This window comes from Massilia soli, assembly GCF_016809835.1.
Classification (GTDB): domain Bacteria; phylum Pseudomonadota; class Gammaproteobacteria; order Burkholderiales; family Burkholderiaceae_D; genus Telluria_A; species Telluria_A soli.
This window is the reverse complement of the sequence record NZ_JAFBIL020000008.1, coordinates 290,944-316,346: the sequence shown is the minus strand read 5'-3', so window position 1 is coordinate 316,346 and position 25,403 is coordinate 290,944. Positions and strand designations below refer to the sequence as shown.

The 25,403-nt window shown below is 64.7% G+C and carries 28 protein-coding genes; 19 read left to right on the top strand and 9 right to left on the bottom strand.

Annotated features, from left to right (window positions below):
- Positions 1-223 precede the first annotated feature (223 nt).
- Positions 224-1,060 carry a transporter substrate-binding domain-containing protein gene (locus I4X03_RS20325; protein ID WP_223470057.1) on the top strand — a complete coding sequence of 279 codons (837 nt, stop codon included), beginning with the start codon at positions 224-226 and terminating at the stop codon, positions 1,058-1,060.
- A gap of 111 nt (positions 1,061-1,171) precedes the next feature.
- On the opposite strand, the gene I4X03_RS20320 is transcribed toward I4X03_RS20325, so the two are convergent.
- A complete protein-coding gene (locus tag I4X03_RS20320; protein ID WP_223470056.1) occupies positions 1,172-1,993 on the bottom strand; it encodes a formate/nitrite transporter family protein in 822 nt (273 codons plus the stop codon).
- 212 nt (positions 1,994-2,205) lie between these two features.
- Between I4X03_RS20320 and I4X03_RS20315 the strand changes: the two genes are divergently transcribed.
- Entirely contained in the window at positions 2,206-4,899 is a 2,694-nt protein-coding gene (locus tag I4X03_RS20315; protein WP_223470055.1) for a sensor domain-containing diguanylate cyclase, read from the top strand.
- A 52-nt stretch (positions 4,900-4,951) separates the two neighbouring features.
- Here the strand turns inward: I4X03_RS20315 and I4X03_RS20310 are convergent, their stop codons facing one another.
- From I4X03_RS20310 to I4X03_RS20290, 5 genes are read right to left on the bottom strand one after another with little or no spacing between them, the layout of a single operon-like run.
- Entirely contained in the window at positions 4,952-5,653 is a 702-nt protein-coding gene (locus I4X03_RS20310; protein ID WP_307735387.1) for an MBL fold metallo-hydrolase, read from the bottom strand.
- A gap of 23 nt (positions 5,654-5,676) precedes the next feature.
- Positions 5,677-6,471 (bottom strand): sulfite exporter TauE/SafE family protein, encoded by a 795-nt coding sequence (locus tag I4X03_RS20305; RefSeq protein WP_223470054.1) that lies wholly within the window; start codon positions 6,469-6,471, stop codon positions 5,677-5,679.
- Positions 6,471-6,908, bottom strand: coding sequence for a YeeE/YedE family protein (locus I4X03_RS20300; protein ID WP_223470053.1), 438 nt, complete (start codon positions 6,906-6,908; stop codon positions 6,471-6,473). Before I4X03_RS20300 ends, I4X03_RS20305 begins: the two co-directional genes overlap by 1 nt.
- Before the next feature lie 10 nt (positions 6,909-6,918).
- Positions 6,919-7,347: a YeeE/YedE family protein gene (locus I4X03_RS20295; RefSeq protein ID WP_223470052.1), complete on the bottom strand. Its 429-nt coding sequence runs from the start codon at positions 7,345-7,347 to the stop codon at positions 6,919-6,921.
- Entirely contained in the window at positions 7,344-7,676 is a 333-nt protein-coding gene (locus I4X03_RS20290; protein WP_223470051.1) for an ArsR/SmtB family transcription factor, read from the bottom strand. Before I4X03_RS20290 ends, I4X03_RS20295 begins: the two co-directional genes overlap by 4 nt.
- Positions 7,677-7,764: 88 nt before the next feature.
- Here I4X03_RS20290 and I4X03_RS20285 point away from each other — a divergent pair, with 88 nt between their 5' ends.
- A complete protein-coding gene (locus I4X03_RS20285) occupies positions 7,765-8,097 on the top strand; it encodes a protein tyrosine phosphatase family protein (RefSeq protein ID WP_223470050.1) in 333 nt (110 codons plus the stop codon).
- A 7-nt stretch (positions 8,098-8,104) separates the two neighbouring features.
- Here the strand turns inward: I4X03_RS20285 and I4X03_RS20280 are convergent, their stop codons facing one another.
- The gene (locus I4X03_RS20280) at positions 8,105-9,115 is read right to left on the bottom strand and encodes a porin (protein ID WP_223470049.1); all 1,011 of its coding nucleotides are present in this window, start codon (positions 9,113-9,115) and stop codon (positions 8,105-8,107) included.
- A gap of 145 nt (positions 9,116-9,260) precedes the next feature.
- Here I4X03_RS20280 and I4X03_RS20275 point away from each other — a divergent pair, with 145 nt between their 5' ends.
- From I4X03_RS20275 to I4X03_RS20215, 13 genes are all read left to right on the top strand, one after another.
- Entirely contained in the window at positions 9,261-10,214 is a 954-nt protein-coding gene (locus I4X03_RS20275) for an MBL fold metallo-hydrolase (RefSeq protein WP_223470048.1), read from the top strand.
- 20 nt (positions 10,215-10,234) lie between these two features.
- On the top strand, positions 10,235-10,657 hold the full coding sequence (locus tag I4X03_RS20270) for a DsrE family protein (RefSeq protein WP_223470047.1): 423 nt from the start codon (positions 10,235-10,237) through the stop codon (positions 10,655-10,657).
- 75 nt (positions 10,658-10,732) lie between these two features.
- Positions 10,733-11,104 carry an ArsR/SmtB family transcription factor gene (locus tag I4X03_RS20265; protein WP_223470046.1) on the top strand — a complete coding sequence of 124 codons (372 nt, stop codon included), beginning with the start codon at positions 10,733-10,735 and terminating at the stop codon, positions 11,102-11,104.
- A 106-nt stretch (positions 11,105-11,210) separates the two neighbouring features.
- Positions 11,211-12,560: a sulfite dehydrogenase gene (soxC, locus tag I4X03_RS20260; RefSeq protein ID WP_223470045.1), complete on the top strand. Its 1,350-nt coding sequence runs from the start codon at positions 11,211-11,213 to the stop codon at positions 12,558-12,560.
- Positions 12,544-13,617 carry a c-type cytochrome gene (locus tag I4X03_RS20255; protein WP_223470044.1) on the top strand — a complete coding sequence of 358 codons (1,074 nt, stop codon included), beginning with the start codon at positions 12,544-12,546 and terminating at the stop codon, positions 13,615-13,617. The genes soxC and I4X03_RS20255 overlap by 17 nt, the downstream gene beginning before the upstream one ends.
- A 70-nt stretch (positions 13,618-13,687) precedes the next feature.
- Positions 13,688-14,122: a pseudoazurin gene (locus I4X03_RS20250; RefSeq protein ID WP_223470043.1), complete on the top strand. Its 435-nt coding sequence runs from the start codon at positions 13,688-13,690 to the stop codon at positions 14,120-14,122.
- 23 nt (positions 14,123-14,145) lie between these two features.
- Positions 14,146-14,607, top strand: coding sequence for a thiosulfate oxidation carrier protein SoxY (gene soxY, locus I4X03_RS20245; RefSeq protein WP_223470042.1), 462 nt, complete (start codon positions 14,146-14,148; stop codon positions 14,605-14,607).
- A 33-nt stretch (positions 14,608-14,640) separates the two neighbouring features.
- Positions 14,641-14,952, top strand: coding sequence for a thiosulfate oxidation carrier complex protein SoxZ (gene soxZ / locus I4X03_RS20240; RefSeq protein ID WP_223470041.1), 312 nt, complete (start codon positions 14,641-14,643; stop codon positions 14,950-14,952).
- Positions 14,953-15,035: 83 nt separating this feature from the next.
- Entirely contained in the window at positions 15,036-15,842 is an 807-nt protein-coding gene (gene soxA / locus I4X03_RS20235; RefSeq protein ID WP_223470040.1) for a sulfur oxidation c-type cytochrome SoxA, read from the top strand.
- A 46-nt stretch (positions 15,843-15,888) separates the two neighbouring features.
- Positions 15,889-16,470: a sulfur oxidation c-type cytochrome SoxX gene (soxX, locus tag I4X03_RS20230; protein ID WP_370660539.1), complete on the top strand. Its 582-nt coding sequence runs from the start codon at positions 15,889-15,891 to the stop codon at positions 16,468-16,470.
- A 21-nt stretch (positions 16,471-16,491) separates the two neighbouring features.
- Positions 16,492-18,204 carry a thiosulfohydrolase SoxB gene (gene soxB / locus I4X03_RS20225; protein WP_223470089.1) on the top strand — a complete coding sequence of 571 codons (1,713 nt, stop codon included), beginning with the start codon at positions 16,492-16,494 and terminating at the stop codon, positions 18,202-18,204.
- 1 nt (position 18,205) lies between these two features.
- Positions 18,206-19,123, top strand: a complete 918-nt coding sequence (locus I4X03_RS20220; protein ID WP_223470038.1) for a thioredoxin fold domain-containing protein — start codon at positions 18,206-18,208, stop codon at positions 19,121-19,123.
- 16 nt (positions 19,124-19,139) lie between these two features.
- Positions 19,140-19,634 (top strand): GlcG/HbpS family heme-binding protein, encoded by a 495-nt coding sequence (locus I4X03_RS20215; RefSeq protein ID WP_223470037.1) that lies wholly within the window; start codon positions 19,140-19,142, stop codon positions 19,632-19,634.
- On the opposite strand, the gene I4X03_RS20210 is transcribed toward I4X03_RS20215, so the two are convergent.
- Positions 19,612-21,012 (bottom strand): MBL fold metallo-hydrolase, encoded by a 1,401-nt coding sequence (locus I4X03_RS20210; protein WP_223470036.1) that lies wholly within the window; start codon positions 21,010-21,012, stop codon positions 19,612-19,614. The genes I4X03_RS20215 and I4X03_RS20210 overlap by 23 nt on opposite strands.
- A 171-nt stretch (positions 21,013-21,183) precedes the next feature.
- Here I4X03_RS20210 and I4X03_RS20205 point away from each other — a divergent pair, with 171 nt between their 5' ends.
- Positions 21,184-22,785: a methyl-accepting chemotaxis protein gene (locus I4X03_RS20205; protein ID WP_223470035.1), complete on the top strand. Its 1,602-nt coding sequence runs from the start codon at positions 21,184-21,186 to the stop codon at positions 22,783-22,785.
- Between the two features lie 143 nt (positions 22,786-22,928).
- The gene (locus I4X03_RS20200; RefSeq protein WP_223470034.1) at positions 22,929-23,504 is read left to right on the top strand and encodes a DUF302 domain-containing protein; all 576 of its coding nucleotides are present in this window, start codon (positions 22,929-22,931) and stop codon (positions 23,502-23,504) included.
- Between the two features lie 169 nt (positions 23,505-23,673).
- On the opposite strand, the gene I4X03_RS20195 is transcribed toward I4X03_RS20200, so the two are convergent.
- Positions 23,674-24,075 (bottom strand): hypothetical protein, encoded by a 402-nt coding sequence (locus tag I4X03_RS20195; protein ID WP_223470033.1) that lies wholly within the window; start codon positions 24,073-24,075, stop codon positions 23,674-23,676.
- 325 nt (positions 24,076-24,400) lie between these two features.
- Between I4X03_RS20195 and I4X03_RS20190 the strand changes: the two genes are divergently transcribed.
- Positions 24,401-25,384, top strand: a complete 984-nt coding sequence (locus I4X03_RS20190; RefSeq protein WP_223470088.1) for a zinc-dependent alcohol dehydrogenase family protein — start codon at positions 24,401-24,403, stop codon at positions 25,382-25,384.
- Positions 25,385-25,403 lie beyond the last annotated feature (19 nt).

The following is a 25,403-nucleotide window of genomic DNA, read 5'->3' as shown; positions in this document are numbered from 1 at the left end:
GCGGGCGCGTCAGATGTCACTCCAGCTCCGGAAATGGCTAATTAGCCCACTTTCAGTTGGGCTATTTTTTGGGTCCTAACGTTCATATGCTTCCGTTGGTGTTACATTAATTCGAGCCGCCAGCACGGGCATCTGGTATGAAGGTGAGGAAAACGATGTGGACGATTAGTATATTCAAGACGATCGATCGAATATTCGCGGAGGGATCGTAGTGGCAGAACGGATGAACAGCATTTTTTCGCCTGGCATCACATTGGCAGCGTTGATTGCATTAGTGGCTATTTCTCCTTCTTCATCGGCCTCCAGGCTACCGTCCGAGCCCGCTGACCTGATCGTGCTGCGCGTACCTTGTTTTTCGGATCAGCGGCATCAATTCTACGTTCAGCTTTTACGATCTTCTCTCGATGCCGTCCGTCAATCTGCACAGATCAAATGTGTGTACGATTTGCCTGGCCGGCGAATGTGGAAAATGGTTGGCGACGGAAAGCTGGACTTGATATGGGGAGTGCAGACGCCTGATAAAGATAAAGGCATGGTGCCAATTCAAGTTGCCTTGACGGACGGACTAGTCGGCCAGCGCGTGCTGCTCATTCGTCCCGAAGACCAGAAAGTCTTCGATTCAGTCAATTCGATTCAAGCGCTGCGTGAAACCGAGCTGGTCGCAGGATTCGGTGAGGGCTGGTTCGACGCGAAGGTCTGGCGAACAAATGGTCTGCCGGTCTACGAATTTCCCCACCAATTTTCGCTGATCTATTCCATGGTATCAATCGGCAACCGTGGCGTTGACTACCTGCCGCGCGGCGCCAATGAGATTGTCACGGAGGCGCAACAGCATAAAAGGCTGATCATTGAGAAGCATCTGCTGTTCTATTACGATAGAGACATGCGGTTTTATCTATCGCCACACGCTGCCGCCTACAAACCCATCGTCGAGAACGCGCTCAAAGCAGCCGAAGCGAGCGGTCTTAAGCGCCGGCTGATTGATCGAGCTTTTGGATCCGATATTAAAGCCCTTAACCTGACTCAGCGTCGGCGCATTCAACTTCAGGTGCTGGACTAGCAACCCATTGGCGGTTGTCAAGCCCGCTGCCCTCGGATTGCATAGTTGGCCACGCAACGCCGGATGCGGCATTGGCGTTCCAGCATCGTCTGCCCTCAAATGCACGCTGGCTTATTCCCCTGGCCGTGTGCGGCGGTAAATGATGTGGAACACCAGGCCGACAAACACCGATCCCCCGACAAGATTACCAAGCATCACCGGCACCATGTTCGACATGATGCCAAACCAGCTGAGAGAAGGGCCGGCGGCCGCGCCGCCGTCGAAGGCCTGGATCAGCATCGCGAGGAGCAGCAGGTAGATATTGGCGATGCTGTGCTCGAAGCCCGCGGCCACGAAGGCGGAAACCGGGAAGATCAGTGCGACGGCCTTGTCGACGACGCTGCGTCCGGCGAACGCCATCCACAGCGCCACGCACACCAGCGCATTGCACAGCACGCCGCTGAAAAAGGCGCTCGCGAACGGCAAGGTGGTTTTGGCTGAGGCGATCTGCAGGTACTGCGCGGCGACCGCGCCGTCGTTCATTGCCGGGTGACCCGACAGGAACACCAGCACGGCAAGTCCGCCCGCGCCAATCGCGTTTCCCACCAGGACCAGCGCCCAGCTGCGCAGCAGTTCGGCGGTCGATATTTTGCCTGCAGCCCGTGCCATGACCAGCAGGTTATTGCCGGTGAATAGGTCGGCCCCGGCCACGACGACCAGCAGCAGGCCCAGCGAAAAGACCGCACCGCCCAGCACCTGGCGGGTGGCAAAGCCGAGGGACGGGTCGGACCGCACCACCACGTAGTAGAGTGCGCCGAGTCCGACGAACGCGCCGGCCAGCACGGCCAGCATCAGCATCGGCGCCAGCGGCAGGCGCGCTTTGGCGACGCCGACCGTTTCGACCTTCGCGAGAATTTCCGCGGGTGAAAATGCATCGAAGCCATAGAGTCCCATGTCTCCTCCGGTCCTGCTCTTCCCTCAGGATATAGGCGAATGGGGCGGGCGTAAATGGCAACGACGAAACCCAAATAATACTTTTCTATCGGAAACCATTGTGGTATGTTGGCCCATCGGCCCAGACCTCGCTGATCGTAGATCTCGTTCTCGCTTCCCTCGACATGTCGAACCGCGGTAACGAGCAAAACCATCAATCGAATGAGGCTGACATGACATCGGAAGGGATGCAAGAGGCGCTGCGCCTGCAAGCACTCAGTGCGCTGGGGATTCTGGATACCCCGCCGGAAGACCGGTTTGATCGTTTCGCCAGGCTGGCCGCCGCGGCCTTCTCGGTACCCATCGCCCTGGTGTCGCTGGTCGACGAAGGCCGGCAATGGTTCAAGGCGTGTGTCGGCCTGTCGGTCACCGAGACACCGCGCGATGTGGCCTTCTGCAGCCATGCCATCGCCGCGAGCGGTGTGATGGTGGTACCGAATGCACTGCTCGATCCCCGCTTCAGCGCGAATCCCCTGGTCACCGGCTCCCCGCACATCCGCTTCTATGCCGGACAACGGATCCACACGAGCGACGGCATACCGATTGGCACTTTGTGCATCATTGACACTGTTCCACGCGTGTTCGGGCCCGAATCGGCGCGCATGCTGGTCGACCTCGCCCTGCTGGTGGAGGATGAAATCAATCGAGACGCACTGGTCACCGCACGCGAGGCCGCCGAACGCGCCTTGTCGGAAGCGAACTCGGTCCTCGAGCGCAGGATCGCCGAGCGCACCCAGGCGCTGGAAGACAAGAATGAGGCACTGACGCGGGAAATCCGGCAGCGCAACAGCCTCGAGCAAACACTGCGAAAAAGCAACGATCGGATAGGCACCATTATTGCCACCTCGTTCAGCGCCTTTATCAGTACCGATGCGGCAGGCGTGGTGCTGGAGTGGAATGCGTCGGCGGAGCGGATTTTCGGCTGGCCGGCGGGGGAAGTCGTCGGCCTGTCGATCGGTGACCTGATTGTGCCCGAACGCATGCGCGCCGCACACAACGCCGGCATGGCCCGGTTTCGCGAGCAGGGTGGCAGCAGTGTGATGAACCGCGCGCTCCAGATGCCTGCAGTAACGAAGAGCGGCACCGAGATCGTTGTCGAAATGACGATCAGCGCCTTTGAAGTGGACGGCGAACTGTTCTTCGGTTCGTTCTTGCACGACATTTCCGAGCGGTTGCGTGTCGAAAGGGCCTTGCATCAGAAACAGGAAATGCTCGATGCCGTCCTTGAAACCGTCGATGTGGCCGTCATCGCCTGCGATGGCGACGGCGCCTTGACCTTGTTTAACCGTGCCGCCCGGGAGTTCCACGGCCAGTCGATCGACGGCGGCGATCAGCGCGGATGGGCCGAGCGCTATGACCTGTTCCAGGCCGACGGCGAAACGCGCCTGGACGCCCAGGACATCCCGCTGGTGCGCGCACTGAGCGGCGAGCAAGTCAAAGACGCCGCGTTGATCATCGCACCGGCGGGGCTGCGGCGCCGTACCGTCCTGGCCAGCGGACGCTTGCTGGTTGGCGCCGGCGGCGAGCGGATGGGGGCCGTGGTGGCCATGAAGGACATTACCGAGCTCAACGAGTGGCAGCAGCGCTTGCGGCAAAACGAGCAGCGGCTGCGCGCCATCACGGAAAACGTCCCTGCGTTGATTGGGCAAGTTGATGGACAGGAGCGCTTCGTCTTCCTGAACTCGCAGGCGCTTGACTATTATGGCCAGACGGCGCAGCGGCTGATGGGGCAGCCAGTCAAGAAAATCTATAGCGAACAGGAGTATGCGCGCCTGTCACCGCACATTCGGGCGGCCATGAGTGGCGAGCGCGTGACCTTCGAGTCCGAGTTCATTCTTAAAGGCAAACGGCGGTTTTTCCATGCCTGTTATGTGCCCAACAAGGATCACCGCGGCCAACCGGATGGCTTTTACGCGATGGCCTTCGATATCACCGCACGCCGTGAAAGTGAAATTGCCCAGTCGCAGGCAGAGGAATGGTTAAGAACCATCACCGACAATGTCCCTGCCCTGATTTCCTATCTCGACGCGGAGGGCAGGTTCAGATTTGCCAACGCCATGCATCGTGAATGGAAGGGGACCGATAGCGACGCGATGATCGGCTGTACGATGGCTGAAGTGTATGGCGAGGACTATGTGCAAGCGCGCCTGGCGGCGCTTGCGCAATGTCAGGCGGGAACGAGCGCGACGCTCGAACTGCCTCACGTTCACGGCGAACGGGTCCGCATGCTGCGCTCGACCTACATTCCCCATCTGCGCGACGGCAGCGTGGTCGGGACCTACGTGTTGTCGTCGGATACCACGGCGGCCCACGAAGACAGCAGCAGGTTGCGCGACCTGGCCAATTCCGATGCGCTGACCGGGCTGCCGAACCGCCGCTGCTATGAACAGGCCCTCGCAGCGGCCGTCAGCCGCTCGGGGCGCACTCGCGGCCTGGCCCTGATGTACCTCGATATCGACCACTTCAAATCGATCAACGACTCATTTGGACACGCTGCAGGTGATGAAGTGCTCAAGGAGCTGGGGCGACGCATCCAGGGCATCCTGCGCAGCTCGGACGTGCTCTCCAGGCTGGCGGGCGATGAATTTACCGTCTTGCTTGAAAACGTCGACAGTCTCCAGGTGGCCGAGCGGGTGGCCGGCAAAATCATCGCTGCGCTCGAACCTGACTTTACGATCGGCTCGGAAAGCGTGCATGTGTCGGCCAGCATTGGCGTGGCCTTCACGCATGACGAAGTCGGGTTCGACCAGATCGGCAGTGCGGCAGACGAAGCGCTGTACCAGGCCAAGCGCGCAGGCAGGGCGGGCTACCGTGGCATCACCGTCAACGGCGCACGCAGCGTTGTCGACTGGCCCGCGCAGGCGTGATCAGCCTCGGCTGGACCTGGGCCCGGCCGCCTGGAGCGGGCCCAGGCCAGCGTTAGGCCCCGTGCGGCAAGCCGAGGTTCTGGTTGGCCGGCACGGCAATATCGATCAGCTTCGGCTTGGGCAGGTTCAATTCGCTCATGATCGTGACGAACGCTTGTTTCGACTTGTGGGCGAGGCGCGCGTTATGCTCCTTTTCCCAGCCGATCGTCGACACGGCCTGGCCCTTGTAATCATGGCCCGGCCAAACGCGGGTGGTGCCATCAAGGGTAAACAGCTTGCCCATCACGCTGTCGTACAGGGCGTCCGCGCTGCCGCTCTGGAAGTCGGTGCGGCCGCAACCGTCGATCAGCAAGGTGTCGCCGGTGAACACGTTGCCGCGCCATAGGTAGCTCATGCTCCCTGCGGTATGGCCGGGCGTGTGCAGGACGGTGATTTCTTCGCCGGCGCCGAAACGGATCACATCGCCGTCGCTGAGTTGCTGGTCGGCCGGGGGAATGCCGCAACCGCTCGGCACGCAGGCTTTCGCGCCGGTCACCTCGCGCAGCTTGCCGGCCGACGTCACATGGTCGGCGTGGGCGTGCGTTTCAAAGATGTACGCCAGCTTCAGGTTCAGGCGCTCGAGGTGGCGCAGGTCGCGTTCCCAGTGGTGATCGACCGGATCGATCAGCACCGCCTCGTTGTCGCCCGGACCGGACAGAATATAGGTGTAGGTCGACGATTCGGTATCGAACAGCTGGATCGGGTTCAGGTTCATGGTCATCTCCTTGGTTGAATCATTTAAAGTGCCGCCCTGCCCAGCATGGTCAGGGCGACGATGGCGGCGATGGCGGCAAATCCCCGTTGCAGGAGGGGGCCGGCCAGGCGCGCCGAAACGGTTCTGCCGATGAGCATGCCGGCCACCGCGCCGCCGGTGAAGGGCAGGGCGATCGGCCAGTTGAGCGCGCCGCTGGCGGCGCTCGCGGCCACCCCGGTCGCCGACACCAGCGCAATCACCGCCAGCGAGGTGGCGACGACCGACTGCATCGACAGGTCGGTGTAGCGCTTGAGCACAGGCACCATGACGAAGCCGCCGCCCACGCCAAGCAGGCCGGACAGCAGCCCGGCCACCGTGCCCGACAGTCCGAGGGCCAGCGCGCACGGCCGCGTCCAGATAAAGCGATTGGTCACCGGGCTGCGCGTGCACACCGGCGCCGCGGCCGGCGTGCCGTCCGGCGCCGCCGGGCGCGCGCCGCGCCAGGTCTTCCATGCCACATACAGCAGCACCAGCGCAAACACGATACTCAGCCAGCGGTTGTCGATGCGTCCGGCCAGCCACAGGCCGGCCGGCGCGAGCAGCATGCCGGCGCCGGCGATCAGCAGCGCGGCCTTGTAGCGCACGATGCCGGCGCGCAGGCCGAGCAGGGCGCCGATGCCCGCCGCCATCCCGACCGCCATCAGGGCGATCGGGCCGGCCTGGGCGACGCCCAGGTGCGCGCCGAACACCAGCAGCGGAACGGCCAGGATGCCGCCGCCGGCGCCGGTCAGCGCGAGCAGCACGCCGATCAGCAGGCCGAGGACAGCGCTGGTGGCCATCAGGCGGCCCGCTTGGTGCTTGGCGCCGAGGCGCGCTCGAGCAGCTCGTAGATGACCATGCCGGCGATCATCGCGACGGTGAAGATGGCCGGCTTGACGCCGCCGGTGGCCAGCGATGCCAGCGCCGGGCCGGGGCAGAACCCGGCCAGGCCCCAACCCACGCCGAACGCCAGCCCGCCCAGCAGCAGGCGGCGGTCGACCTGGGTCGCGCCGGGCAGGCGCATCGGCTCGCCCAGCAGCGACTTGCTGCGCTTGCGCGCGATGCCGAACGCCAGCACGCCGACCGCGATCGCGCCGGCCATTACCAGTGCGAGCGATGGGTCCCACAGGCCGGCCAGGTCGAGGAAACCGAGCACCTTGGCCGGGTTGGTCATGCCCGAAATAATCAGGCCGATGCCGAACACCAGGCCGGCAAGAAGTGAAGTGAATATTTTCATCGTGTTCCCCTTATCCGAGCACGTGGCGTACCACGAACACGGTGGCAAAGCCGGCAGCCATGAACGCCGCCGTGGCAACGAGCGAGCGCGGCGAGAAGCGCGAGATGCCGCATACGCCATGGCCGCTGGTGCAGCCGGACCCGTAGCGGGTGCCGATCCCGACCAGCAGGCCGGCGGCGACCAGCGTGGCGGTGCCTGCGTCGACCTCGACAGCGGGCAGCGGCGCCACCAGCTGGAATGCCAGCGGCGCCCCGATCAGCCCGGCCAGGAACGCGATGCGCCAGCCGATGTCGCCTTTGGCGGCCGACAGCAGGCCGCCGGCGATGCCGCTGATGCCCGCGATGCGCCCGTTCAGCAGGACGAAGGCGCCAGCGGCCAGGCCGATGATCGCTCCGCCGGCCAACGCGGCCACCGGGGTAAAGTTATTCCAGTCAATCATTTCGATGCTCCTTCGCATGGTGCGCAAAACTGTTCGTACAGGACCTGCATGACGGCGAGCGCCGGGGTGTTGTTAATGCTGTAGTAGATCTGCTTGCCGTCGCGCCGCGTGCTGACCAATTGCTCTTCGCGCAGCACGGCCAGCTGCTGGGACAAGGTCGGCTGGACGATGCCGCTGATTTCGAGCAATTCGCTGACGCAGTATTCGCCCTGGGTCAGGAAGCACAGCAGGATCAGGCGGTCGGGATTGCCCAGCACCTTCAGCAGGCTGGCGCTCCTGGCCGCGGCCGCCTGCATCGCGGCGATGTCGAGCTGAACGTCTTTCTCCATTTGTCCTCCATTACTCTATGTATTCGTATATTATATAGTCTAACAGTTTGTAATTCAATAGAATGTATGTCGAAGAGAGGGAGTGAACATGGATATCAGGAAGCTCGATGAAGACGTGGCCATTTTGGCCCAGCCAACGCCAGCGGCAATCGCAGACCTCCGGCAGGCCGGTTTCGCCGCGATCATCTGCAACCGCCCCGACGATGAAGCGGCAGGGCAGCCGCGGTTTGCCGAGATCGCCGCGGAAGCGGAGCGGCTCGGTATGCAGGCGCGCTACCTGCCGGTGGTCCCCGGCAAGGTCACGCCGGCCGACGGCGCCGCCTTCGCAGCGCTGCTGGCCGAGCTGCCCAAGCCGATCGCGGCGTACTGCCGCACCGGCAACCGCTCCGAAACACTGTGGAAGCTGGCGCGGGGCGGCTGACGGGGCGTCAGAACGTGTGGCGTACGCCGGCTGCGTAGGCGACCGGATCGGCGCCCAGCGCGCTTGCCGGCGGCGTGATGGTGCTGCCGGCGGCCGACAGGCTGAACGCGGCGCGTTCATTGTTGACGGTGGTGCCGTACGAGGCGTACACATTGGTGCGCTTGGACAGGCTGTACGCGTACGACACCGCGTAGCCATTGCCGCGCGCGCCGTTTTGTAGCTTGCTTTGCTGCAGGTTGCCGTACAGCTTGCCGGCGCCGAAGGTCATCGCCGCGCCCAGGTTGGCCTGGGTATAGCGGTTGTTCGGCCCGGTCTGGTCGCCGACCATGTAATTGCCCTTGAATTCAAGCGCGCCGACGGCGTAGGCGGCGCCGAAGATCATTTCGCGGTCATTGCCGCTGGCGAGTCGGTCGTAGGTGGCGTAGCCGATGCCGGCGAACAGCTTGCCTTGCTGGTATTCGACCGACACGGTCTTCAGGTCCTGCGACGGGCCGGCCGGCGTTTCGCCCAGTCCGACCGCCGCGCTGAACTTCAGTCCGGCCATCGGCTTGGACTTGTAGTTGACCGAGTTGCTGATGCGGCGCGTCATGCGGCCGTTGGCGAAGGCGTTCAGGTTGGTGCCGTAGAAACCCTGGCCGAGGATATGCGTGGCGCCGCTGATGTTGTCGATCGGCGTGTATTCGCGGCCAATCGTGACCTGGCCGAAGTTGCCTTCCAGGCCGACCACCGCGCGGCGGCCGAACAGCGCGCTGTCGCCCATGCCGGTGTCGATGCCGTAGCCTGCTTCGACATTGAACAGCGCCTTCATGCCGCCGCCCAGGTCTTCGGTGCCGCGGAAACCGATCCGGCTGCTGGCCTGGCCCGCGTGCAGCGCGGTGCGGCTGGCAACGCCGGGCGCGTCCGCGTCCTCGTGGGCAAGCGCCGCATCGAGCTGGCCGTACACGGTTACCGCGCTTTGCGCCGATGCCATCAGGGGAAGGGCTGCCGCCAACAGTGCCGCCATCATTTTTAAAGTCATTCGTCTCTCCATGGTTATCAATATCGCGCATCCGCTGTGCGCTAACTAGTGCTTCATGCGTATATAATCATGTAATAAAATTGTCTGCAAGTAAAAATGCAGTCGCTGTAAAATCAGGCAACACGGAGACAGTATGGGAACTGCGATGAGACGGTTGTTCTTGATGGCGTCGCTCGCCTGCGGCGCTGCGCACGCGGCGCCGGCGCTGCCAAAGCTCGAGGCGGTCAAGGTGTCGCCGCATGTGTACTACTTCCGCGGCGCCGCCGGCATGGCCTCAAAGGAGAACCGCGGCTTCATGTCCAACGCCGGCTTCGTGGTCACGCCCGCTGGCGTGGTCGTGTTCGACGCGCTGGCCACCCCGGCGCTGGGCAAGGCGATGCGCGCGGCGATCGCCCAGGTGACGCCGCAGCCGGTGAAGACCATCATCGTCAGCCATTACCACGCCGACCATTTCTACGGCCTGCAGACGCTCGCCGCCGATGGCGCGCAGGTCTGGGCGCACCGGAATGCCCAGGCAACGCTGCGCTCGGACTTCACCCGGGCCCGGCTGGCCGAGCGCCGCACGTCGCTGGCGCCGTGGGTCGACCAGCATACCGAGCTGCGTCCCGCCGACCGCTGGCTTGACCTGGGCGCGGCGAAGGTGTTGAAATTCACGCTGGGCGGCATGCGCTTTGCCGTCATCGACGCCGGCGGCGCCCACACCCAGGAAGACCTGATGCTGCTGGTCGAGGATGACGGGGTGCTGTTCGCGGGCGACCTGTTCTTTACCGGCCGCCTGCCGTTCGTCGGCGAGGCCGACAGCAAGGCATGGCTGCTGGCGCTCGACAAGATCAACGCCAGCCGGCCGGCCGTGGTCATTCCCGGCCATGGGGCGGCCTCGGCCAATCCGGTGGCCGACCTGGAACTGACGCGCAGCTATCTGTTGTTCCTGCGCGAGCAGATGGGAAACGCGGTGGCCGACATGGTGCCGTTCGAGGAGGCCTATCGCGCGGTCGACTGGCGCAAGTTCGAACAGGTGCCGGCGTTCAAAGAGGCCAACCGCCTGAATGCCTACGGCACCTACCTGCTGATGGAACGTGAAAGTCTTGCCAAGCCCTGAAACCAACTGGAGGAGATACCATGAAACTGTTTCGCATGTTTGCCGCTGTCCTGCTGGTGCTGTTTGCCGGCGCTGCCATTGCCGCCGCCCCCCAGCAGAAGGTGGTCTACCATATCAACGATAGCGAGAACGCCTCGGCGGCGCTGAACAACATCCGCAACCACTTGGCCGCCGCGCCGCAGGCCAAGATCGTCGTCGTTACCCACGGCAAGGGCATTGACTTCCTGCTGGAAGGGGCCAAGAACCCGACCGGCAACCCGTATGACGTGCCGGTGCAGGAGCTGGCCGACCGCGGGGTCGAGTTCCGCGTCTGCAAAAACACGCTCGACGGGCGCAAGATCGACAAGTCCAAACTGCTGCCCGAAGCGCGCATCGTGCCCTCCGGCGTGGCCGAGGTCGCGCGCCTGCAGGCCGAAGAGGGCTACGTCTACCTGAAGCCTTAGTGCCGCGGTATATAATTCCGGTATGTACCGGCGCGCGCGCCGGCCTGACGCGATTACCTCACCTGAAACCGAACCGTGGACGATAGCCTGAACAAGGAGCAGTTGGCCGAGCTGTTTGACGAAGTATCGAATTTCTTCTTCCTGCTCTCCGAACCGACGCGGCTCAAGATCCTGCACAGCCTGTGCCACGGCGAGCGGCCTGTCGGCGACATCGTCTCGGCCATCGAGGCGACCCAGGCCAATGTGTCGCGCCAGCTCAACATGCTGTTCCGCGCCAAGATCCTGGCCCGCCGCAAGGAGGGCACCCAGGTCTATTACCGCATCGACGATCCGGCGACGCTGGAAATCTGCCAGAGCGTGTGTACCCGCGTGGCCTCCAACATCATGGGCCGCGGCGCCGCGCGCCAGGCGTCGGACACCTTTAACGTCACCGCAGCCACCTCGTAACATCGACGCGCATACACATACGAAAGAAAGTTCTTTTTGAATATGCGTAATTAGCTATATACTTTCCTTGCAATGAGAAATTAGAAATTATAAGCAAGGAGACAGTATGGCTGGTGATGTACCAAGGAAGGGTCGCGTCCTGCGCGCCCCCGAGAATTTCGTCGACAGCGCGCTCGCGCTCGATATCACGACCAACGGCCTGAACGAGCAGCGGCGCGGCTTCCTGCGCCGCAGCTTCATGGCGGCCAGCGCGGCGCTGGCCAGCGGCACGGCCCTGGCCCAGGTTGCCGATGGCGATCCAGCCATCCTCAAGCTCCCCGAGCATTCGACCACGCTGGGACGCCCGGTGGCGGCCAACCCGTATGGCGTGCCGTCGCGCTTTGAAAGCGCGCTGCAGCGGCGCGAGTCGCCCGGCCTGACCCGCGTCAACGCGGCCTCGGTGTCGTTCACCCCGCTGCAAAGCCTGTTCGGCATCATCACCCCAAGCGGCCTGCACTTCGAGCGCCACCACCAGGGCTGGCACGACATCGATCCGTCGCAGCACCGCCTGATGGTCAATGGCCTGGTCAAGCAGCAGAAGGTCTACACGATGGATGACCTGATGCGCCTGCCGTCGGTGTCGCGCATTCATTTCATCGAGTGCGGCGCGAACACCGCGATGGAGTGGGGCAACGTGGCGGTGCCGTCGGTCCAGTACTCGCACGGCATGCTCAGCTGCAGCGAATTCACCGGGGTGCCGCTGTCGGTGCTGCTCGACGACTGCGGCTACGACAAGAAAACGGCGCGCTTCGTGCTGGCCGAGGGGGCCGACGGCTCCGGCATGACGCGCACCATCTCGATCGACCGCGCGCTCGACGACGTGATCGTGGCCTGGGGCATGAACGGCGAAATGCTGCGCCCGGAAAACGGCTACCCGCTGCGCCTGGTGGTGCCGGGCGTGCAGGGCGTGTCCTGGGTCAAGTGGCTGCGCCGCATCGAGGTGGGCGACCAGCCGTACGGCGCCAAGGACGAGGCTATCCACTACATCGATGCCATGCCAGACGGAATGTACCGCCAGTACACCTCGATCCAGGAATGCAAGTCGGTGATCACCACGCCGTCGGCCGGCCAGCGCCTGCTCGACACCGGTTTCCACAACATCACCGGGCTGGCCTGGTCGGGGCGCGGCAAGGTCAAGCGGGTCGACGTGTCGGTCGACGGCGGGCGCAACTGGCGCACGGCGCGGCTGGAAACGCCGGTGCTGTCGAAGTGCCTGACGCGCTTTAACATCGACTGGACCTGGAACGGCTCGCCGGCGCTGCTGCAGTCGCGCGCCATCGACGAGACCGGCTACGTGCAGCCGAAGATCAACGAGCTGCGCGCAGTGCGCGGCACCAAATCGATTTACCACAATAACGCCATCCAGTCGTGGCACGTTGCAGCGTCCGGGGAGGTGTCCAATGTCCAGGTTTATTAAAGCCAGCGCGGCGCTGCTGGGCATGGCCGCGCTGTCGGCCGCCATCGCCGCGCCGCCATACAGCAACGTGGGCCGCGAAGCGACCGGCAAGGAAGTGGCGGCCTGGGACATCGACGTGCGCCCCGACTTCAAGGGGCTGCCGAAAGGTTCGGGCAGCGTTAGAAAAGGCATGGATGTGTGGGAAGGCAAGTGCGCCTCCTGCCACGGCAGCTTCGGCGAATCGAACGAGGTGTTCACGCCGATCGTCGGCGGCACCACTGCCGAGGACGTCAAGACCGGCCGCGTGGCTGCGCTGCGCGGCAATTCGCAGCCGCAGCGCACCACCATGATGAAGGTGCCGACCGTGTCCACGCTGTGGGACTACATCAACCGCGCGATGCCGTGGACGGCGCCGAAAAGCCTGTCCACGGAAGAGGTGTACGCGGTAACGGCCTACATCCTCAACATGGCTGAAGTGCTGCCGGAAGATTTCACGCTGTCGGACCAGAACATCGCCCAGGTGCAGGCGATGATGCCGAACCGTAACGGCATGAGCAATGCCCACGGCATGTGGGACGTCAAGGGCAAGGCCGACGTGCGCAGCGTTGCCTGCATGAGCAACTGCGGCAAGGACATCCAGGTCCGTTCCGAGTTGCCGGCGTCGGCGCGCAATGTGCATGGCGACCTGTCGGCCCAGAACCGCAGCGTTGGCGCGGTCCGCGGCGTCGACACCACCCGTCCGCCCTCGGAGGCGCCGCTGTCGGGCAAGGCGCGCGCAATCGCGGCGCCAGCGCCGGCGCCTGCGCCGGCCGCTCCCGCCAAACCGGGCGCGCTGGCGCTGGCCAAGGCCAATGCCTGCATGGCATGCCACGGCGTGAGCAACAAGATCGTCGGGCCGGCGCTGTCGGACATCGCCGCGAAGTACCAGGGCGATGCGGGCGCGGCCGCGCGGCTGGCCGCCAAGGTCAAGGGCGGCAGCAGCGGCGCCTGGGGACCGGTGCCGATGCCGGCGCAGGGCCACGTCAAGGACGCGGACATCGCCGTGATGGTGGAATGGATACTGGGCGGCGCGAAGTAAGCGCCGACTGGACCGGAGCGGGGCCCGAACCCCGCCGACAAAAGCAGCAAGTCAACTTGGAGAGAAGTGCATGAAGAAAACAGTAGTAGCGGCAATCCTCGGCCTGGCCGCGTTCACGGCCGGCGCCGCCGAGCACCAGGTAAAGATGCTCAACACGGGCAAGGACGGCGCGATGGTATTCGAGCCGTCGTTCCTGAAAGTGGCGAAAGGCGACAGCGTCAAGTTCGTCAAGGTCGATCCGTCGCACAACAGCGCCGCCGTGATCGTGCCGGCCGGCGCGTCCGAGTGGAAGGGCAAGATGGATGAGGAAATCACCGTCAAGCTCGACAAGGAAGGCGTGTACGTGTACGTCTGCGACCCGCACAAGGTCATGGCCATGGCCGGCGTGATCCAGGTCGGCAAGCCAGTCAACCTGGCCGAGGCGAAAAAGCAGTCGGCCGAGCTGGCCAAGGGCTTCGTGATGAACAAGGACCGGCTGGCCAAAGCGCTGGACCAGGTGAAGTAAATCCAATTTCAGTGGAGAAGACTATGAATCAGAATCGACGGGATGCCATGCGCATCGGTTCCATCCTCGGGCTGGCCATCACGGCCGGCCTGCTCAAGCCGAGCGACGTGTTCGCAGCCGATTGGCAGGCCGGCATGTTCGACGCCAAGTCGCTGGCCGACGCGGTCAAGGCGATGGGCGGCGACAACTACACCATCAGCAAGGACGTCTCGGTCTCCGGACCGGAAATCGCCGAGAACGGCGCGGTGGTGCCGGTGGTGGTGGCCAGCGCCATCCCGAACACCGAGATGATCGCGATCTTGGTTGAAAAGAACCCGAACCCGCTGTCGGCCCGCTTCACCATCCCGGCCGGCACCGAAGCGTCGGTCAGCACCCGCGTCAAGATGGGCGGCACCTCGAACGTGCACGCGCTGGTCAAGGCCGATGGCAAGTGGTTCATCGCGAGCAAGGAAATCAAGGTCACCCTTGGCGGCTGCGGCGGCTAAGCGGCCCGACTAACGAATTGAAAGGAAATCATCATGGGTAATCCGATGCGCATTCGCGCCAATGTTTCAGGCGACACCGTTGAAGTCAAGGTCCTGATCCGCCACGACATGGAGACCGGCCAGCGCAAGGACGCCGCCGGCAAGGCCGTGCCGGCGCACTTCATCCAGAACCTGGTCGCCAAGTGGAACGACAAGGTTGTGCTGGACGCCGTCATGGGCACCTCGATCTCGAAGGATCCGTTCCTGTCGTTCAAGTTCAAGGGCGGCGCCAAGGGCGACAAGGTCAGCGTCTCGTGGACCGACAACAAGGGCGACAGCCGTACCGACGAAGCCGTCATCGCCTGATTCAGCAGGGCCAGGCCGGCGCGGGATTTCCCGCGCCGGCTTCCAGGTGGCACAGACCACATCGAATAATTTTTGGAGACGACATGAAACGCACTAGCCAATACCTCGTCGCTGCGCTGGCCGCGTCCGCGCTGGGCAGCGCCGTGGCGCAGACCTCGGCAACCGACGAGATTGCGAAATACCGCCAGCTGCTGGCCGACGGCAATCCCGCCGAACTGTGGGAAATGCGCGGCGAAGAGCTGTGGACCAAGAAGGACGGCCCGCGCGCCGCATCGCTCGAACAGTGCGACCTGGGCAAGGGCCCCGGCGTGCTCAAGGGCGCCTACGTGGAGCTGCCGCGTTACTTCAAGGACGTCAAGAAGGTCATGGACCTGGAGCAGCGGCTGGTGCACTGCCGTGTCAACCTGCAGGGCCTGACGCCGGAGCAGGCCGTCACGCGCCCGTTCGGCTCGGCCGGCAACCCGTCCGACATCGAGGCGCTGGTCTCCTACATCACGGCGCAGTCGAAGGGCATGAAAATGGCTGTCTCGACCCGCCATCCGCAGGAAAAGGCGGCCTACGAAATTGGCAAGAAAGTGTTCTTCTACCGCGGCGGCGCGCATGACTTCGCCTGCGCCACCTGCCACTCGAGCAATGGCCAGCGCATCCGCCTGCAAGAGCTGCCGAATATCCTCAACAAGGAAAACGCCCAGGCTGCCTACACCACCTGGCCGGCCTACCGCGTCTCGCAGGGCGAGGTGCGCACCATGCAGCACCGCCTGAACGACTGCTTCCGCCAGCAGCGCTTCCCCGAGCCGGTGTATGCGTCGGACCTGATCACCGCGGTGACCATGTTCCTGGCCAAGAATGCCGACGGCGGCACCTATAACGCACCCGCGCTGAAGCGCTGAGGAGAACACCATGAAGACTATCGTACGCATGATCGCAGCGGCCGCCATGCTCGGCGGCTTCGCGGCGCCGGCCCTGGCGGCGGACTACGCCAAACAGGCCGAAGCGCTGATGAAGGCCGACTTCCGCTCCAAGGGCATGGCCACGGTCGACGGCGCGCTGACCCAGGACGAGGCGCAGCGCACCTGCAGCGCCTATCCGATGGAGCGCCCGAAAAAGATCGCGGCAAAACTGGAAGCCGACCAGCTCAAGCAGGTCAAGTACCCGGCCGACGGCCAGTACATCGGCAAGTGGGAAGAGGGCGAGAAGATCGCCCAGAACGGCCGCGGCATGCAGTCGTCCGACAAGGCCGGCGTACCCAACGGCGGCAACTGCTACGCCTGCCACCAGATGACCAAGAAGGAAATCTCGTTCGGCAACATCGGGCCGTCGCTGTACCAGTACGGCAAGCTGCGGGGCCAGAGCGAAGAAATCATGAAGTACACCTGGGCCAAGGTGTACAACTCGCAGGCCTTCACCGCCTGCTCGAACATGCCGCGCTTCGGCCACAAGGGCATCCTCGACGAACAGCAGCTCAAGGACGTGGTCGCCTTGCTGCTCGACCCGGCTTCGCCCGTCAATAAAGATTAAGCAGGAAGGATTCACATGAGTATGAACCGTCGCGATTTCATGCAGGTGCTCGGCATCGCCGCAGCCGGGGGCATGGCGATCAATTCGACCGCGGCGTTCGGCGCCGGGGCGGCCGACACGCTGTATTCGCTGCCGCGCTTCGGCAACGTCCACTTCCTGCATTTCACCGACTGCCACGCGCAGCTCAAGCCGATGTACTTCCGCGAGCCGAGCGTCAACCTGGGCCTGGGCGACGCCTACGGCCGCCTGCCGCACCTGGTGGGCGAACACCTGCTGCGCGCGGTCGGCGCGCGCCCGAACACCCGCGAGGCATACGCTTTCACGTCGCTGAACTTCGAGAAGGCCGCGCAAACCTACGGCAAGGTGGGCGGCTTCGCCCACCTGTCGACGCTGGTCAAGCGCATGCGCGCTTCGCGCCCGGATGCCGTGCTGCTCGACGGCGGCGACACCTGGCAGGGCTCGGCCACGGCGCTGTGGACCAACGGCCAGGACATGGTCGACGCCTGCCTGGCGCTGGGCGTGGACGTGATGACGGCGCACTGGGAAATGACCCTGGGCGACAAGCGGGTGCAGGAAATCGTCAACAAGGACTTCAAGGGCAAAGTCGATTTCGTCGCCCAGAACATCAAGACCAACGATTTCGGCGACCAGGTGTTCGCCCCGTTCAGCATGAAGGAAATGAATGGCGTGCAGGTGGCCATCATCGGCCAGGCCTTCCCGTACACGCCGATCGCCAACCCGCGCCACATGGTGCCGGACTGGAGCTTCGGCATCCAGGAAGAGAACATGCAAAAGACCGTCGACGAGGCGCGCGCCAAGGGCGCCAAGGTGGTCGTGGTGCTGTCGCATAACGGCATGGACGTCGACCTGAAGATGGCCTCGCGGGTGCGCGGGATCGACGCCATCATGGGCGGGCATACCCACGACGGCATGCCGGCGCCGGTTGTCGTCAGCAATGCCGGCGGCAAGACGCTGGTCACGAATGCAGGCAGCAACAGCAAGTTCCTTGGCGTGCTCGACTTCGACGTGCGCGGCGGCAAGGTGCAGGGCTACCAGTACCGCCTGCTGCCGGTGTTCGCCAATATCCTGCCGGCCGACAAGGAAATGGATGCCCTGATCACCCGTATCCGCGCGCCATACGAAGCCAGGCTGGGCGAAAAGCTGGCGACGACCGAGGGCACGCTGTACCGCCGCGGCAATTTCAACGGCACTTTCGACCAATTGATTGTCGACGCGCTGATGGACGTCAAGCAGGCCGAAATCGCGTTTTCGCCGGGCTTCCGCTGGGGCACCTCGCTGTTGCCCAACAGCGCCATCACGATGGAACACCTGATGGACCAGACCGCCACCACGTATTCGCACACCACGGTGTCGAACCTGAGCGGCGCGATGATCAAGACCATCATGGAAGACGTGGCCGACAACCTGTTCAATCCGGACCCTTACTACCAGCAGGGCGGCGACATGGTGCGCGTGGGCGGCATGACGTACGCGATCGACCCCAGGGGCAAGATGGGTGCGCGCATCCAGGACATGCGCCTGGACGGCAAGCCGATCGACGCGGACAAGGTCTACAAGGTGGCCGGCTGGGCGCCGGTGGCCGAAGGCGCCCAGGGCGAGCCGGTATGGAACGTGGTGGGCGGCTGGCTGCGCTCGCACAAGACGGTCAAGGCGCGCAAGCTCAATGCACCGCGCCTGATCGGCGTGAAGGGCAATCCCGGGCTGATCGCCTGATATGGGCCGCCTGGCCCGGACCGTGCGCGCCGCACTGGCCGCAGTGCTGTTGCTGCAGGCCGGCGCGGCGCTGGCGACAGCGCTGCTGCCGCCATTTCGCACGCTGGACGGCGTTGCCGTTGCGGCCGCCAGCATGCATGGCAAGGTCACCGTGGTTGCCCTGTTCTCGGTGACATGCCCGTTCTGCATGAACGAGGCGCCCAAGCTGCAAAAGCTGTACCGCGAGAACCGCGCCGTGCTCAACGTGGTGGCGGTGAATGTCGACCGCAACGACGCGCTGGCCGGCGCGCATGCATGGAAGCGCAAGTACGGCCTGACCCACCTGGTCACGGCCGACCGCATGCCGTTCGAAGCGGCGCTGGGCAAGCCGAAGGGCATTCCCTCGCTGTACGTGTTCGACCGCTCCGGCAGCCTGGTCAGGACCGAGGTGGGGGAGATGCTGGACGAAGACTTCGACGACATCGCCCGCTATGCGCAGGCACAGCGGCCGGTGGCGGCGGCGCCGGGGCCGGCCGTGCCGTTTGCCGCCGACCTGCGCCAGGACAGCCTGGCGGCAAGTCGCGCTGGCACGCCGCTGGTGCTGTTTTTCACCCTGCCCGATTGCGCCTATTGCCATGCGGTGCGCCAGAACTACCTGGCGCCGCTGGTGCGCGGCGAAGGCGGCCAGCGCTACACCGTGCGCGAGATCGTCATCGGCGGCAAGCGCAGGGCCGCCGGGCTCGACGGCAAGACGGCAAGCCACCGCGAACTGGCCCTGCGCTTCAAGGCGCGCTTCGGCCCGACCGTGCTGTTCGTCGATGGCGCCGGCAACGCGCTGGCGCCACCGCTGATCGGCGGCGACACGGCCGGCATGTATGGCGCGTATCTCGACAACAGGCTGGCCGCCGCGCGGGCGCGGCTGGCCGCACCAGTCAACTAACACCAGGGACGACAATATGAAACTCCTCCTCAGCGCGCTACTTGGCACCTGTTGCGCACTGCCGCCAGCCTTCGCCGCCGATGCCGGCTATGCGATTCGCCTGATGACGCCGGAGACCGCGCTCAAGGCCGCGCTGGCCGGGCAGGCAGCCTGCCGCAAGGCCGGCTTCCAGGTGGCCATTGCGGTTGTCGACCGCACCGGCCAGGTCCAGGTCGTGCTGCGCGACCGCTTCGCCGGCATGCACACGGCCGAGGCCGCGATCGACAAGGCATGGACCGCGGTCAGCTTCAAGATGGATACAACGGCACTGGCCAAGGCCACCGGCGCGGCGAGCGCCTCGAGCGGCATCCGCCAGATGCCGCGGGTGCTGGCGGTGGGCGGCGGCATGGTGGTCGAGGCCGCCGGCGCGCCATACGGCGCCATCGGCGTCTCCGGCGCGCCGTCGGGCGACAACGACGACCTGTGCGCGCGCGCCGCCATCGACGCCGTTATTGACGATCTGAACCTGTAAGCGGCAGGTCCAGTTTTTCCCACGCGGTCAGGCCGCCGAGCATGTTGTAGACATTGCTGAACCCCTGGCGCCGCAGGATGCTCACGGCCAGGCCGGCGCGGTGCCCGACGCTGCAATGGACAACGATCTTGCGCTCGTGCGGCACCTGCAGCGGATTGGCTTCCAGGTAGCCGACGAACATGTGATGGGCGCCCGGAATATGTTTTTCTTCCCATTCCATGTCGTCGCGCACATCCAGCACATGGACATCGCCGTCCTCCATCCAGCGCGACGTTTCGAGCGCGCTGGTGGTGCCGCTGGCCTCGACGGCGAGGCCAGCCTCGCGCCATCCCGCAACCCCCTTGGCCAGCACCCCGGCGACGCCGTCGATGCCGATGCGGGCCAGCGCCGCGACCGCGGCGGGCGCCTGCGCGCCCTCGTCGACGACCAGGAAAATCGTGCTCGCGTCGTTCGCGATCCAGCCGCCGAACGACGACAGGCCGCCGAGCCAGATATTGTATGAACCTTCGATGTGCGAGGCGGCGAACGCCTCGGGGGAGCGGGTGTCGATCAGCAGCCCCTCGGCCAGGCGGCGATGCAGTTCTTGCGGCTGCAGGATGCGTTGGCCGGTGGGCGGGGGCAACGCGCGCCCGGCATCGAGGTTGACTACTTCCATGTGCGTAAAGTAGGGCGGGCGCGGCAGCTTCTCGCGCACTTTCTGGTCGATGAACTGGGCGCGGCTTTGCTTGAATACGGGATTGGTCGCCTGTTCCACGCCAAGCGTGGAGTCGTCGCGCTGCGAGATGTTGCCGCCGCACGCAGAGCCGGCGCCGTGGGCGGGCAGGATCAAGGCCTGGCCGCCCAGCGGCGCGAGTTTCGCGTGGACCGAGTCGTACAGGATGCCGGCGTTTTCGGCGGTGCGCTCCGGGTCCGACAGGTCGGTTCTCCCGGTATCGCCGACGAACAGCGTGTCGCCGGTGAACACGCCCCAGCATTGGTCGCCGGAATCTGCGGGATACACCGCGTAGCACATGCTCTCAGGGGTGTGGCCCGGCGTTGCCAGCGCCACCAGCCGCGTGGTGCTTACCTTGCATTCTTCCCCGTCCGCCAGGGCCACATCGACGCGGCCGGACAGGCGATGGGTGCCGCCGAGGATTTTCGCCCCCGACAGTTGTGCCAGGCTGGCCGAACCGAACTCGAAATCTTCCTGGCGATGGGTTTCGATTACATACGCAATGCTCAGGTTATTGGCGCGCGCAAGCGCGAGGTAGTCGTCGACATCGCGGCGCGGATCGACGATGACTGCGAGCCCGTCGCCGCAGCCGAGCATGTAAGCGTTATGCCCCAGCCCCTTGGTTTTTATCCGTTGAAAGAACATCGCCGTTCCCGTTGTGGTCATGGCCTCACGATAGCAAACCTGGTTTTTCGTCGGCGCGCCATTTGGGCGTCGATCTTCCGGTGTGGATCAGATGCGACAGGCCGCTGAATTTCCTGTTTCTGCATAGTAATTATATGCGCATGAAGCGATAATTGAATTCCATGCGGAAACTTTCTCTGGAGTACCTAAACCGTGAAACTCAAAACCAAACTTTGCCTGACCGTGGCGCTGTGCTTCGGCCTGTTCCTGCTGGCGCTGTCCGCCGCCCTGGTGGCGACCTTCAGCGCCAAGGACAAGTTCGAACACTTCATCAACCAGGACCAGGCCGAACTGCAGACCGCCACCACGATGTACGCCCAGGGGCTGCAAATGGGCCAGGCGCTGCGCAATGTCGTGATGGATCCGGCCAACCGCACCGCCTACAAGAACCTGGACGATGCAGCGGCCGAATTTGCGCGCCAGCAGGCGCGCGCGCTTGAATTGCTGGCCAACAGCCCGGCCGAACTGGCCGTGTTCAAGGAGATCATCGCGATCCGCGCCCAACAGCAGCCGGTGCAGGCCCAGGTCGTCGCGCTGGCCGCCGCCGACCAGGCCGCGGCGATTGCCATGATCGCCAAGGAAGAAACGCCGCTGTGGCGCCAGATCCGCGACCGCCTGACCAAGTTCTCCAAGGCCAAGAACGAAGCGGTGGCGGTCACCCGCGCCGAGATGGAAGCGTTCACCAAGAAGATGGTGACGATCAGCCTGACGCTGGCGGTGCTGGCGCTGGTGTCCGGTATCGCGCTGATGGGCTGGCTGATCGCCAACGTGATGAAGCAGCTCGGTGGCGAGCCCGACTATGCGGCGCGGATTGCCCAGGGTATTGCCGGGGGCGACTTCTCGGTGCCGGTCGACTTGCACCGCAACGACGACGACAGCCTGCTGTTCTCGATGGATGCGATGCGGGTGCGCCTGAGCCAGACCCTGCACGACGTCCAGCAGGCGGCCCAGAGCGTCAACGTCGGCGCGCGCGAAATCGCGGTGGGCAATGCCGACCTGTCGGCGCGCACCGAAGAGCAAGCGGCCAGCCTCGAAGAGACTGCCAGTTCGATGGAAGAGATGACCAGCACCGTTCACCAGAACGCCGACAACGCCCAGCAGGCCAAGCAGTTCGGCAAGAGCGCCTCGGACATCGCCATCAAGGGCGGCACGGTGGTGGGCCGCGTGGTCGAGACGATGGCTTCGATTAAGGATGGCTCGCGCAAGATCGTCGAGATCATCAGCGTCATCGACGGCATCGCGTTCCAGACCAATATCCTGGCGCTGAATGCCGCGGTCGAGGCTGCCCGTGCGGGCGAGCAGGGCCGTGGGTTCGCGGTGGTCGCGTCTGAAGTGCGCACGCTGGCCCAGCGTTCGGCGGCGGCGGCCAAGGAAATCAAGGAACTGATCGGCGACTCGGTCAACCGCGTCGACGCCGGCAGCGCGCTGGTCGATGAAGCGGGCGCGACGATGACGCAGATCGTCGCTTCGGTGCAAGCCGTCACCAGCATCCTCGACGAAATCGCCGCCGCCAGCCAGGAACAAAGTTCGGGTATCGAACAGATCAACCTGGCGATCACCCAGATGGATGAAGTTACCCAGCAAAACGCGGCGCTGGTCGAGGAAGCCGCCGCCGCCGCCCAGAGCATGCAGGAACAGGCCGAGCGCCTGGCCGCGACAGTGGCCCAGTTCAAGCTGGCTTCGGCCAGCGCCGCGCAGCCGAGCGCCAAGGCACGCCTTGGCACGCCGGTGTCGCGCCTCGCGCTGGCAGGCTGACCGCTTGGCGTGGTTCGGTCCTGCGCGCCGCCCTGGGTAGTGCTGTTTGCGCACGATACATGCTGCTTGCTTTGTGCCCTTGCAGGCTCTATCCTCCCGGTTCGGCCACGCGCCGGTGTTGAATCGATCGGGAGGGTAAACGCATGCAAGGACTGGGACGGGTTGGCGTAATGGCCGTGGCGCTTGCCGCTGTGATGCTTGGCGCTGGCTGTTCGACTGTCAGGACCGTCGTCAATACCCAGCCTGGCGCCGCGGCCGAAGCGGGGCGGATGATGTCGGCATGGGTCGATTCGGACGGCGACATTGCCGTCGCCACGACCTGGTCGCGCAAAGTAAAACCGGGCGTGACGGTTGCCGAAATCGAGGAGGCGTTCACCAGTGTGGCTGCCGAAGATAATATCCGCGCGGTCGGCGACTTGCCGATCTCGAAAGAGCTGGAGCTGCGCTCGGGAAAACCAGAAAAGTTCCTGAAGGTGTATTCGTACTGCGACCCGGCCGCAGCGCGTCAAATGGTCGACTTCAGTCCCAACATGGCGGCGTTCCTGCCATGCCGAATCTCGGTCGTCGAGCGCGACGACGGATTGTGGATCTATACGATGAACATGGACATGCTGATCAAGATGGGCAGGCAACTCCCCCCGGACGTCAGCGTTACCTTGCACCGGGTGCGCGCGACGCTGCTGAAAATGCTCGAACGCGGGGCGGCGGGCGAGTTTTAGGCATGCCTGGTTCACCGGGCCGCGCTCGCTGCGACGAGTCCGTCGGTCTTCCGCAGCCGTTTCAACCCAGGCGCTTCAAGCATGTCACCGCGTTCAGCCCGCTGCGCGGGCGCTCCGACCGCGGCCCGCCCGCGATGCCGCACGTAGCCTGGCGCACCTGCCAGACCTGCTAGCGCTCAGGGGGTTGCTGACACTCCTGCCGCATCATCTGCATGTGCCGCTGGCGCATCTCGGGGGACATGCCTTGCATCTGCTGGTCCATCATGGCCTGGCGCCGTTCTTCGGTCGCGCCCTGCATGTTGCGGTACATGGTGCACATCGCATTCTTGTCCATCTGGCCGGACATCATCGGACCGCCAGATTGCATACCGCCCATCGTTCCGCTCCCCATTGTTGTGCCGCCAGACGGCGTAGCCGTCGACGCGGCGCTATCCGGCGTGCTGCCAGATCGTTGCCCGGGATTGTTTGCGGCGGTGTTTGAGCCGTATTCTTGCGAAGCGCAGGCGCCCAGCGACGCCGCCATGGCCAGCGCGGCCAGCACACGGGCGAGTAAGTTGAAGCCGATCTGCATGATAGATCTCCTTGTGGTGGATTCAGCGCACGCGCGGCGCGCACGGTCATGGTGATCCGAATCGCGGCGCGCGTCCATGCATGTTCGATTCGTCCTCAACGCTTTTAGTTCTCCCGGGGTCGCAGTAGCGCTGTTGTACGCACGCGATTGATGGAAGGTAAGGTGTGGCGTTGCCGTCGTTGCCCGTGCTAGCTTAAAGCGGAAATTTGCCGCGTCCGTCCGGGATGGACCTTGCCGTCGCCCGGGCGCTACGCGATCCTGCATAACGTGGGTACGATACCAGGCCATGATGCCCCCGCAGTTTACCGCTGCCGCCGCCCGAACCATGCGGGCGATGCTGCTCGACCAGCCGGGTTCCCCGCTGCGCGCCGCGCAGGTCGAGGTACCGCAGCCCGGCCCGGGTCAAATCCTGGTGCGCGTGCGCGCATGCGGCGTGTGCCGCACCGACCTGCACATTGCCGATGGCGAGCTGGCGCCGCATCGCCAGCCGCTGATCCCTGGCCATGAGGTTGTCGGTACCGTGGAGCAGTGCGGCGCCGGCGTGCGTGCATGGCGGCCGGGCCAGCGCGTCGGCGTCCCCTGGCTCGGCATCACCTGCGGTGCCTGCCCGTATTGCCAGGCACGGACCGAGAACCTCTGCGATGCGCCTGGTTTTACCGGCTACGACCGCGACGGCGGCTATGCCCAATACGTGCTGGCCGAAGCCGGCTACGCTTTTGGGTTGCCCGAGCGCTATGACGACGTCCACGCGGCGCCGCTCCTGTGCGCGGGACTGATCGGCTACCGGGCGTACGCGATGACGCATGGGGCACGCCGCATCGGGCTGCTGGGTTTCGGCGCGGCGGCGCATATCCTGACGCAGATCGCGCGCCACCAGGGCCGCGAGGTGTACGCTTTCACCCGGCCAGGCGATCTGCGTTCGCAGCGTTTTGCGCGCAAGCTCGGGGCGGTGTGGGCAGGTGACACGCTGCACCGGCCACCCCAAGTGCTCGACGCCGCGATCATCTTTGCGCCTGACGGCGCACTGGTGCCGATGGCGCTGTCGACGGTCCGCAAGGGGGGCAGTGTGGTCTGCGCGGGTATTCACATGAGCGACATCCCGTCGTTTCCGTATTCCGTGCTGTGGGGCGAGCGAATTGTGCGTTCGGTCAGCAACCTGACACGCGCCGACGGCGTCGCGTTCTTCCGGCTCGCCAGCGAGTGTCCGCTGGTCACGGAAGTGACGGTGTTTCCGCTGGACCAGGCCAACCAGGCCCTGGCCGCCCTGCGCGAGGGGGCCTTCGATGGCGCAGCCGTCCTGGTGCCGTAGCGCGTTGACCGCGAACGGT

What these genes read in the sequence shown, in the direction of transcription:
- I4X03_RS20295 (WP_223470052.1), bottom strand. Translation starts at nt 7,347, where the DNA reads ATGATTGACTGGAATAACTTTACCCCGGTGGCCGCGTTGGCCGGCGGA.
- I4X03_RS20275 (WP_223470048.1), top strand. Translation starts at nt 9,261, where the DNA reads ATGAGACGGTTGTTCTTGATGGCGTCGCTCGCCTGCGGCGCTGCGCAC.
- I4X03_RS20310 (WP_307735387.1), bottom strand. Translation starts at nt 5,653, where the DNA reads ATGAACCTGAACCCGATCCAGCTGTTCGATACCGAATCGTCGACCTAC.
- I4X03_RS20215 (WP_223470037.1), top strand. Translation starts at nt 19,140, where the DNA reads ATGAAACTCCTCCTCAGCGCGCTACTTGGCACCTGTTGCGCACTGCCG.
- I4X03_RS20255 (WP_223470044.1), top strand. Translation starts at nt 12,544, where the DNA reads ATGTCCAGGTTTATTAAAGCCAGCGCGGCGCTGCTGGGCATGGCCGCG.
- I4X03_RS20280 (WP_223470049.1), bottom strand. Translation starts at nt 9,115, where the DNA reads ATGACTTTAAAAATGATGGCGGCACTGTTGGCGGCAGCCCTTCCCCTG.
- soxB (WP_223470089.1), top strand. Translation starts at nt 16,492, where the DNA reads ATGAACCGTCGCGATTTCATGCAGGTGCTCGGCATCGCCGCAGCCGGG.
- I4X03_RS20190 (WP_223470088.1), top strand. Translation starts at nt 24,401, where the DNA reads ATGCGGGCGATGCTGCTCGACCAGCCGGGTTCCCCGCTGCGCGCCGCG.
- I4X03_RS20300 (WP_223470053.1), bottom strand. Translation starts at nt 6,908, where the DNA reads ATGAAAATATTCACTTCACTTCTTGCCGGCCTGGTGTTCGGCATCGGC.
- soxA (WP_223470040.1), top strand. Translation starts at nt 15,036, where the DNA reads ATGAAACGCACTAGCCAATACCTCGTCGCTGCGCTGGCCGCGTCCGCG.
- I4X03_RS20305 (WP_223470054.1), bottom strand. Translation starts at nt 6,471, where the DNA reads ATGGCCACCAGCGCTGTCCTCGGCCTGCTGATCGGCGTGCTGCTCGCG.
- I4X03_RS20250 (WP_223470043.1), top strand. Translation starts at nt 13,688, where the DNA reads ATGAAGAAAACAGTAGTAGCGGCAATCCTCGGCCTGGCCGCGTTCACG.
- soxX (WP_370660539.1), top strand. Translation starts at nt 15,889, where the DNA reads ATGCTCGGCGGCTTCGCGGCGCCGGCCCTGGCGGCGGACTACGCCAAA.
- I4X03_RS20290 (WP_223470051.1), bottom strand. Translation starts at nt 7,676, where the DNA reads ATGGAGAAAGACGTTCAGCTCGACATCGCCGCGATGCAGGCGGCCGCG.
- soxZ (WP_223470041.1), top strand. Translation starts at nt 14,641, where the DNA reads ATGGGTAATCCGATGCGCATTCGCGCCAATGTTTCAGGCGACACCGTT.
- I4X03_RS20270 (WP_223470047.1), top strand. Translation starts at nt 10,235, where the DNA reads ATGAAACTGTTTCGCATGTTTGCCGCTGTCCTGCTGGTGCTGTTTGCC.
- soxY (WP_223470042.1), top strand. Translation starts at nt 14,146, where the DNA reads ATGAATCAGAATCGACGGGATGCCATGCGCATCGGTTCCATCCTCGGG.
- soxC (WP_223470045.1), top strand. Translation starts at nt 11,211, where the DNA reads ATGGCTGGTGATGTACCAAGGAAGGGTCGCGTCCTGCGCGCCCCCGAG.
- I4X03_RS20285 (WP_223470050.1), top strand. Translation starts at nt 7,765, where the DNA reads ATGGATATCAGGAAGCTCGATGAAGACGTGGCCATTTTGGCCCAGCCA.
- I4X03_RS20325 (WP_223470057.1), top strand. Translation starts at nt 224, where the DNA reads ATGAACAGCATTTTTTCGCCTGGCATCACATTGGCAGCGTTGATTGCA.
- I4X03_RS20320 (WP_223470056.1), bottom strand. Translation starts at nt 1,993, where the DNA reads ATGGGACTCTATGGCTTCGATGCATTTTCACCCGCGGAAATTCTCGCG.
- I4X03_RS20195 (WP_223470033.1), bottom strand. Translation starts at nt 24,075, where the DNA reads ATGCAGATCGGCTTCAACTTACTCGCCCGTGTGCTGGCCGCGCTGGCC.
- I4X03_RS20210 (WP_223470036.1), bottom strand. Translation starts at nt 21,012, where the DNA reads ATGACCACAACGGGAACGGCGATGTTCTTTCAACGGATAAAAACCAAG.
- I4X03_RS20200 (WP_223470034.1), top strand. Translation starts at nt 22,929, where the DNA reads ATGCAAGGACTGGGACGGGTTGGCGTAATGGCCGTGGCGCTTGCCGCT.
- I4X03_RS20220 (WP_223470038.1), top strand. Translation starts at nt 18,206, where the DNA reads ATGGGCCGCCTGGCCCGGACCGTGCGCGCCGCACTGGCCGCAGTGCTG.
- I4X03_RS20315 (WP_223470055.1), top strand. Translation starts at nt 2,206, where the DNA reads ATGACATCGGAAGGGATGCAAGAGGCGCTGCGCCTGCAAGCACTCAGT.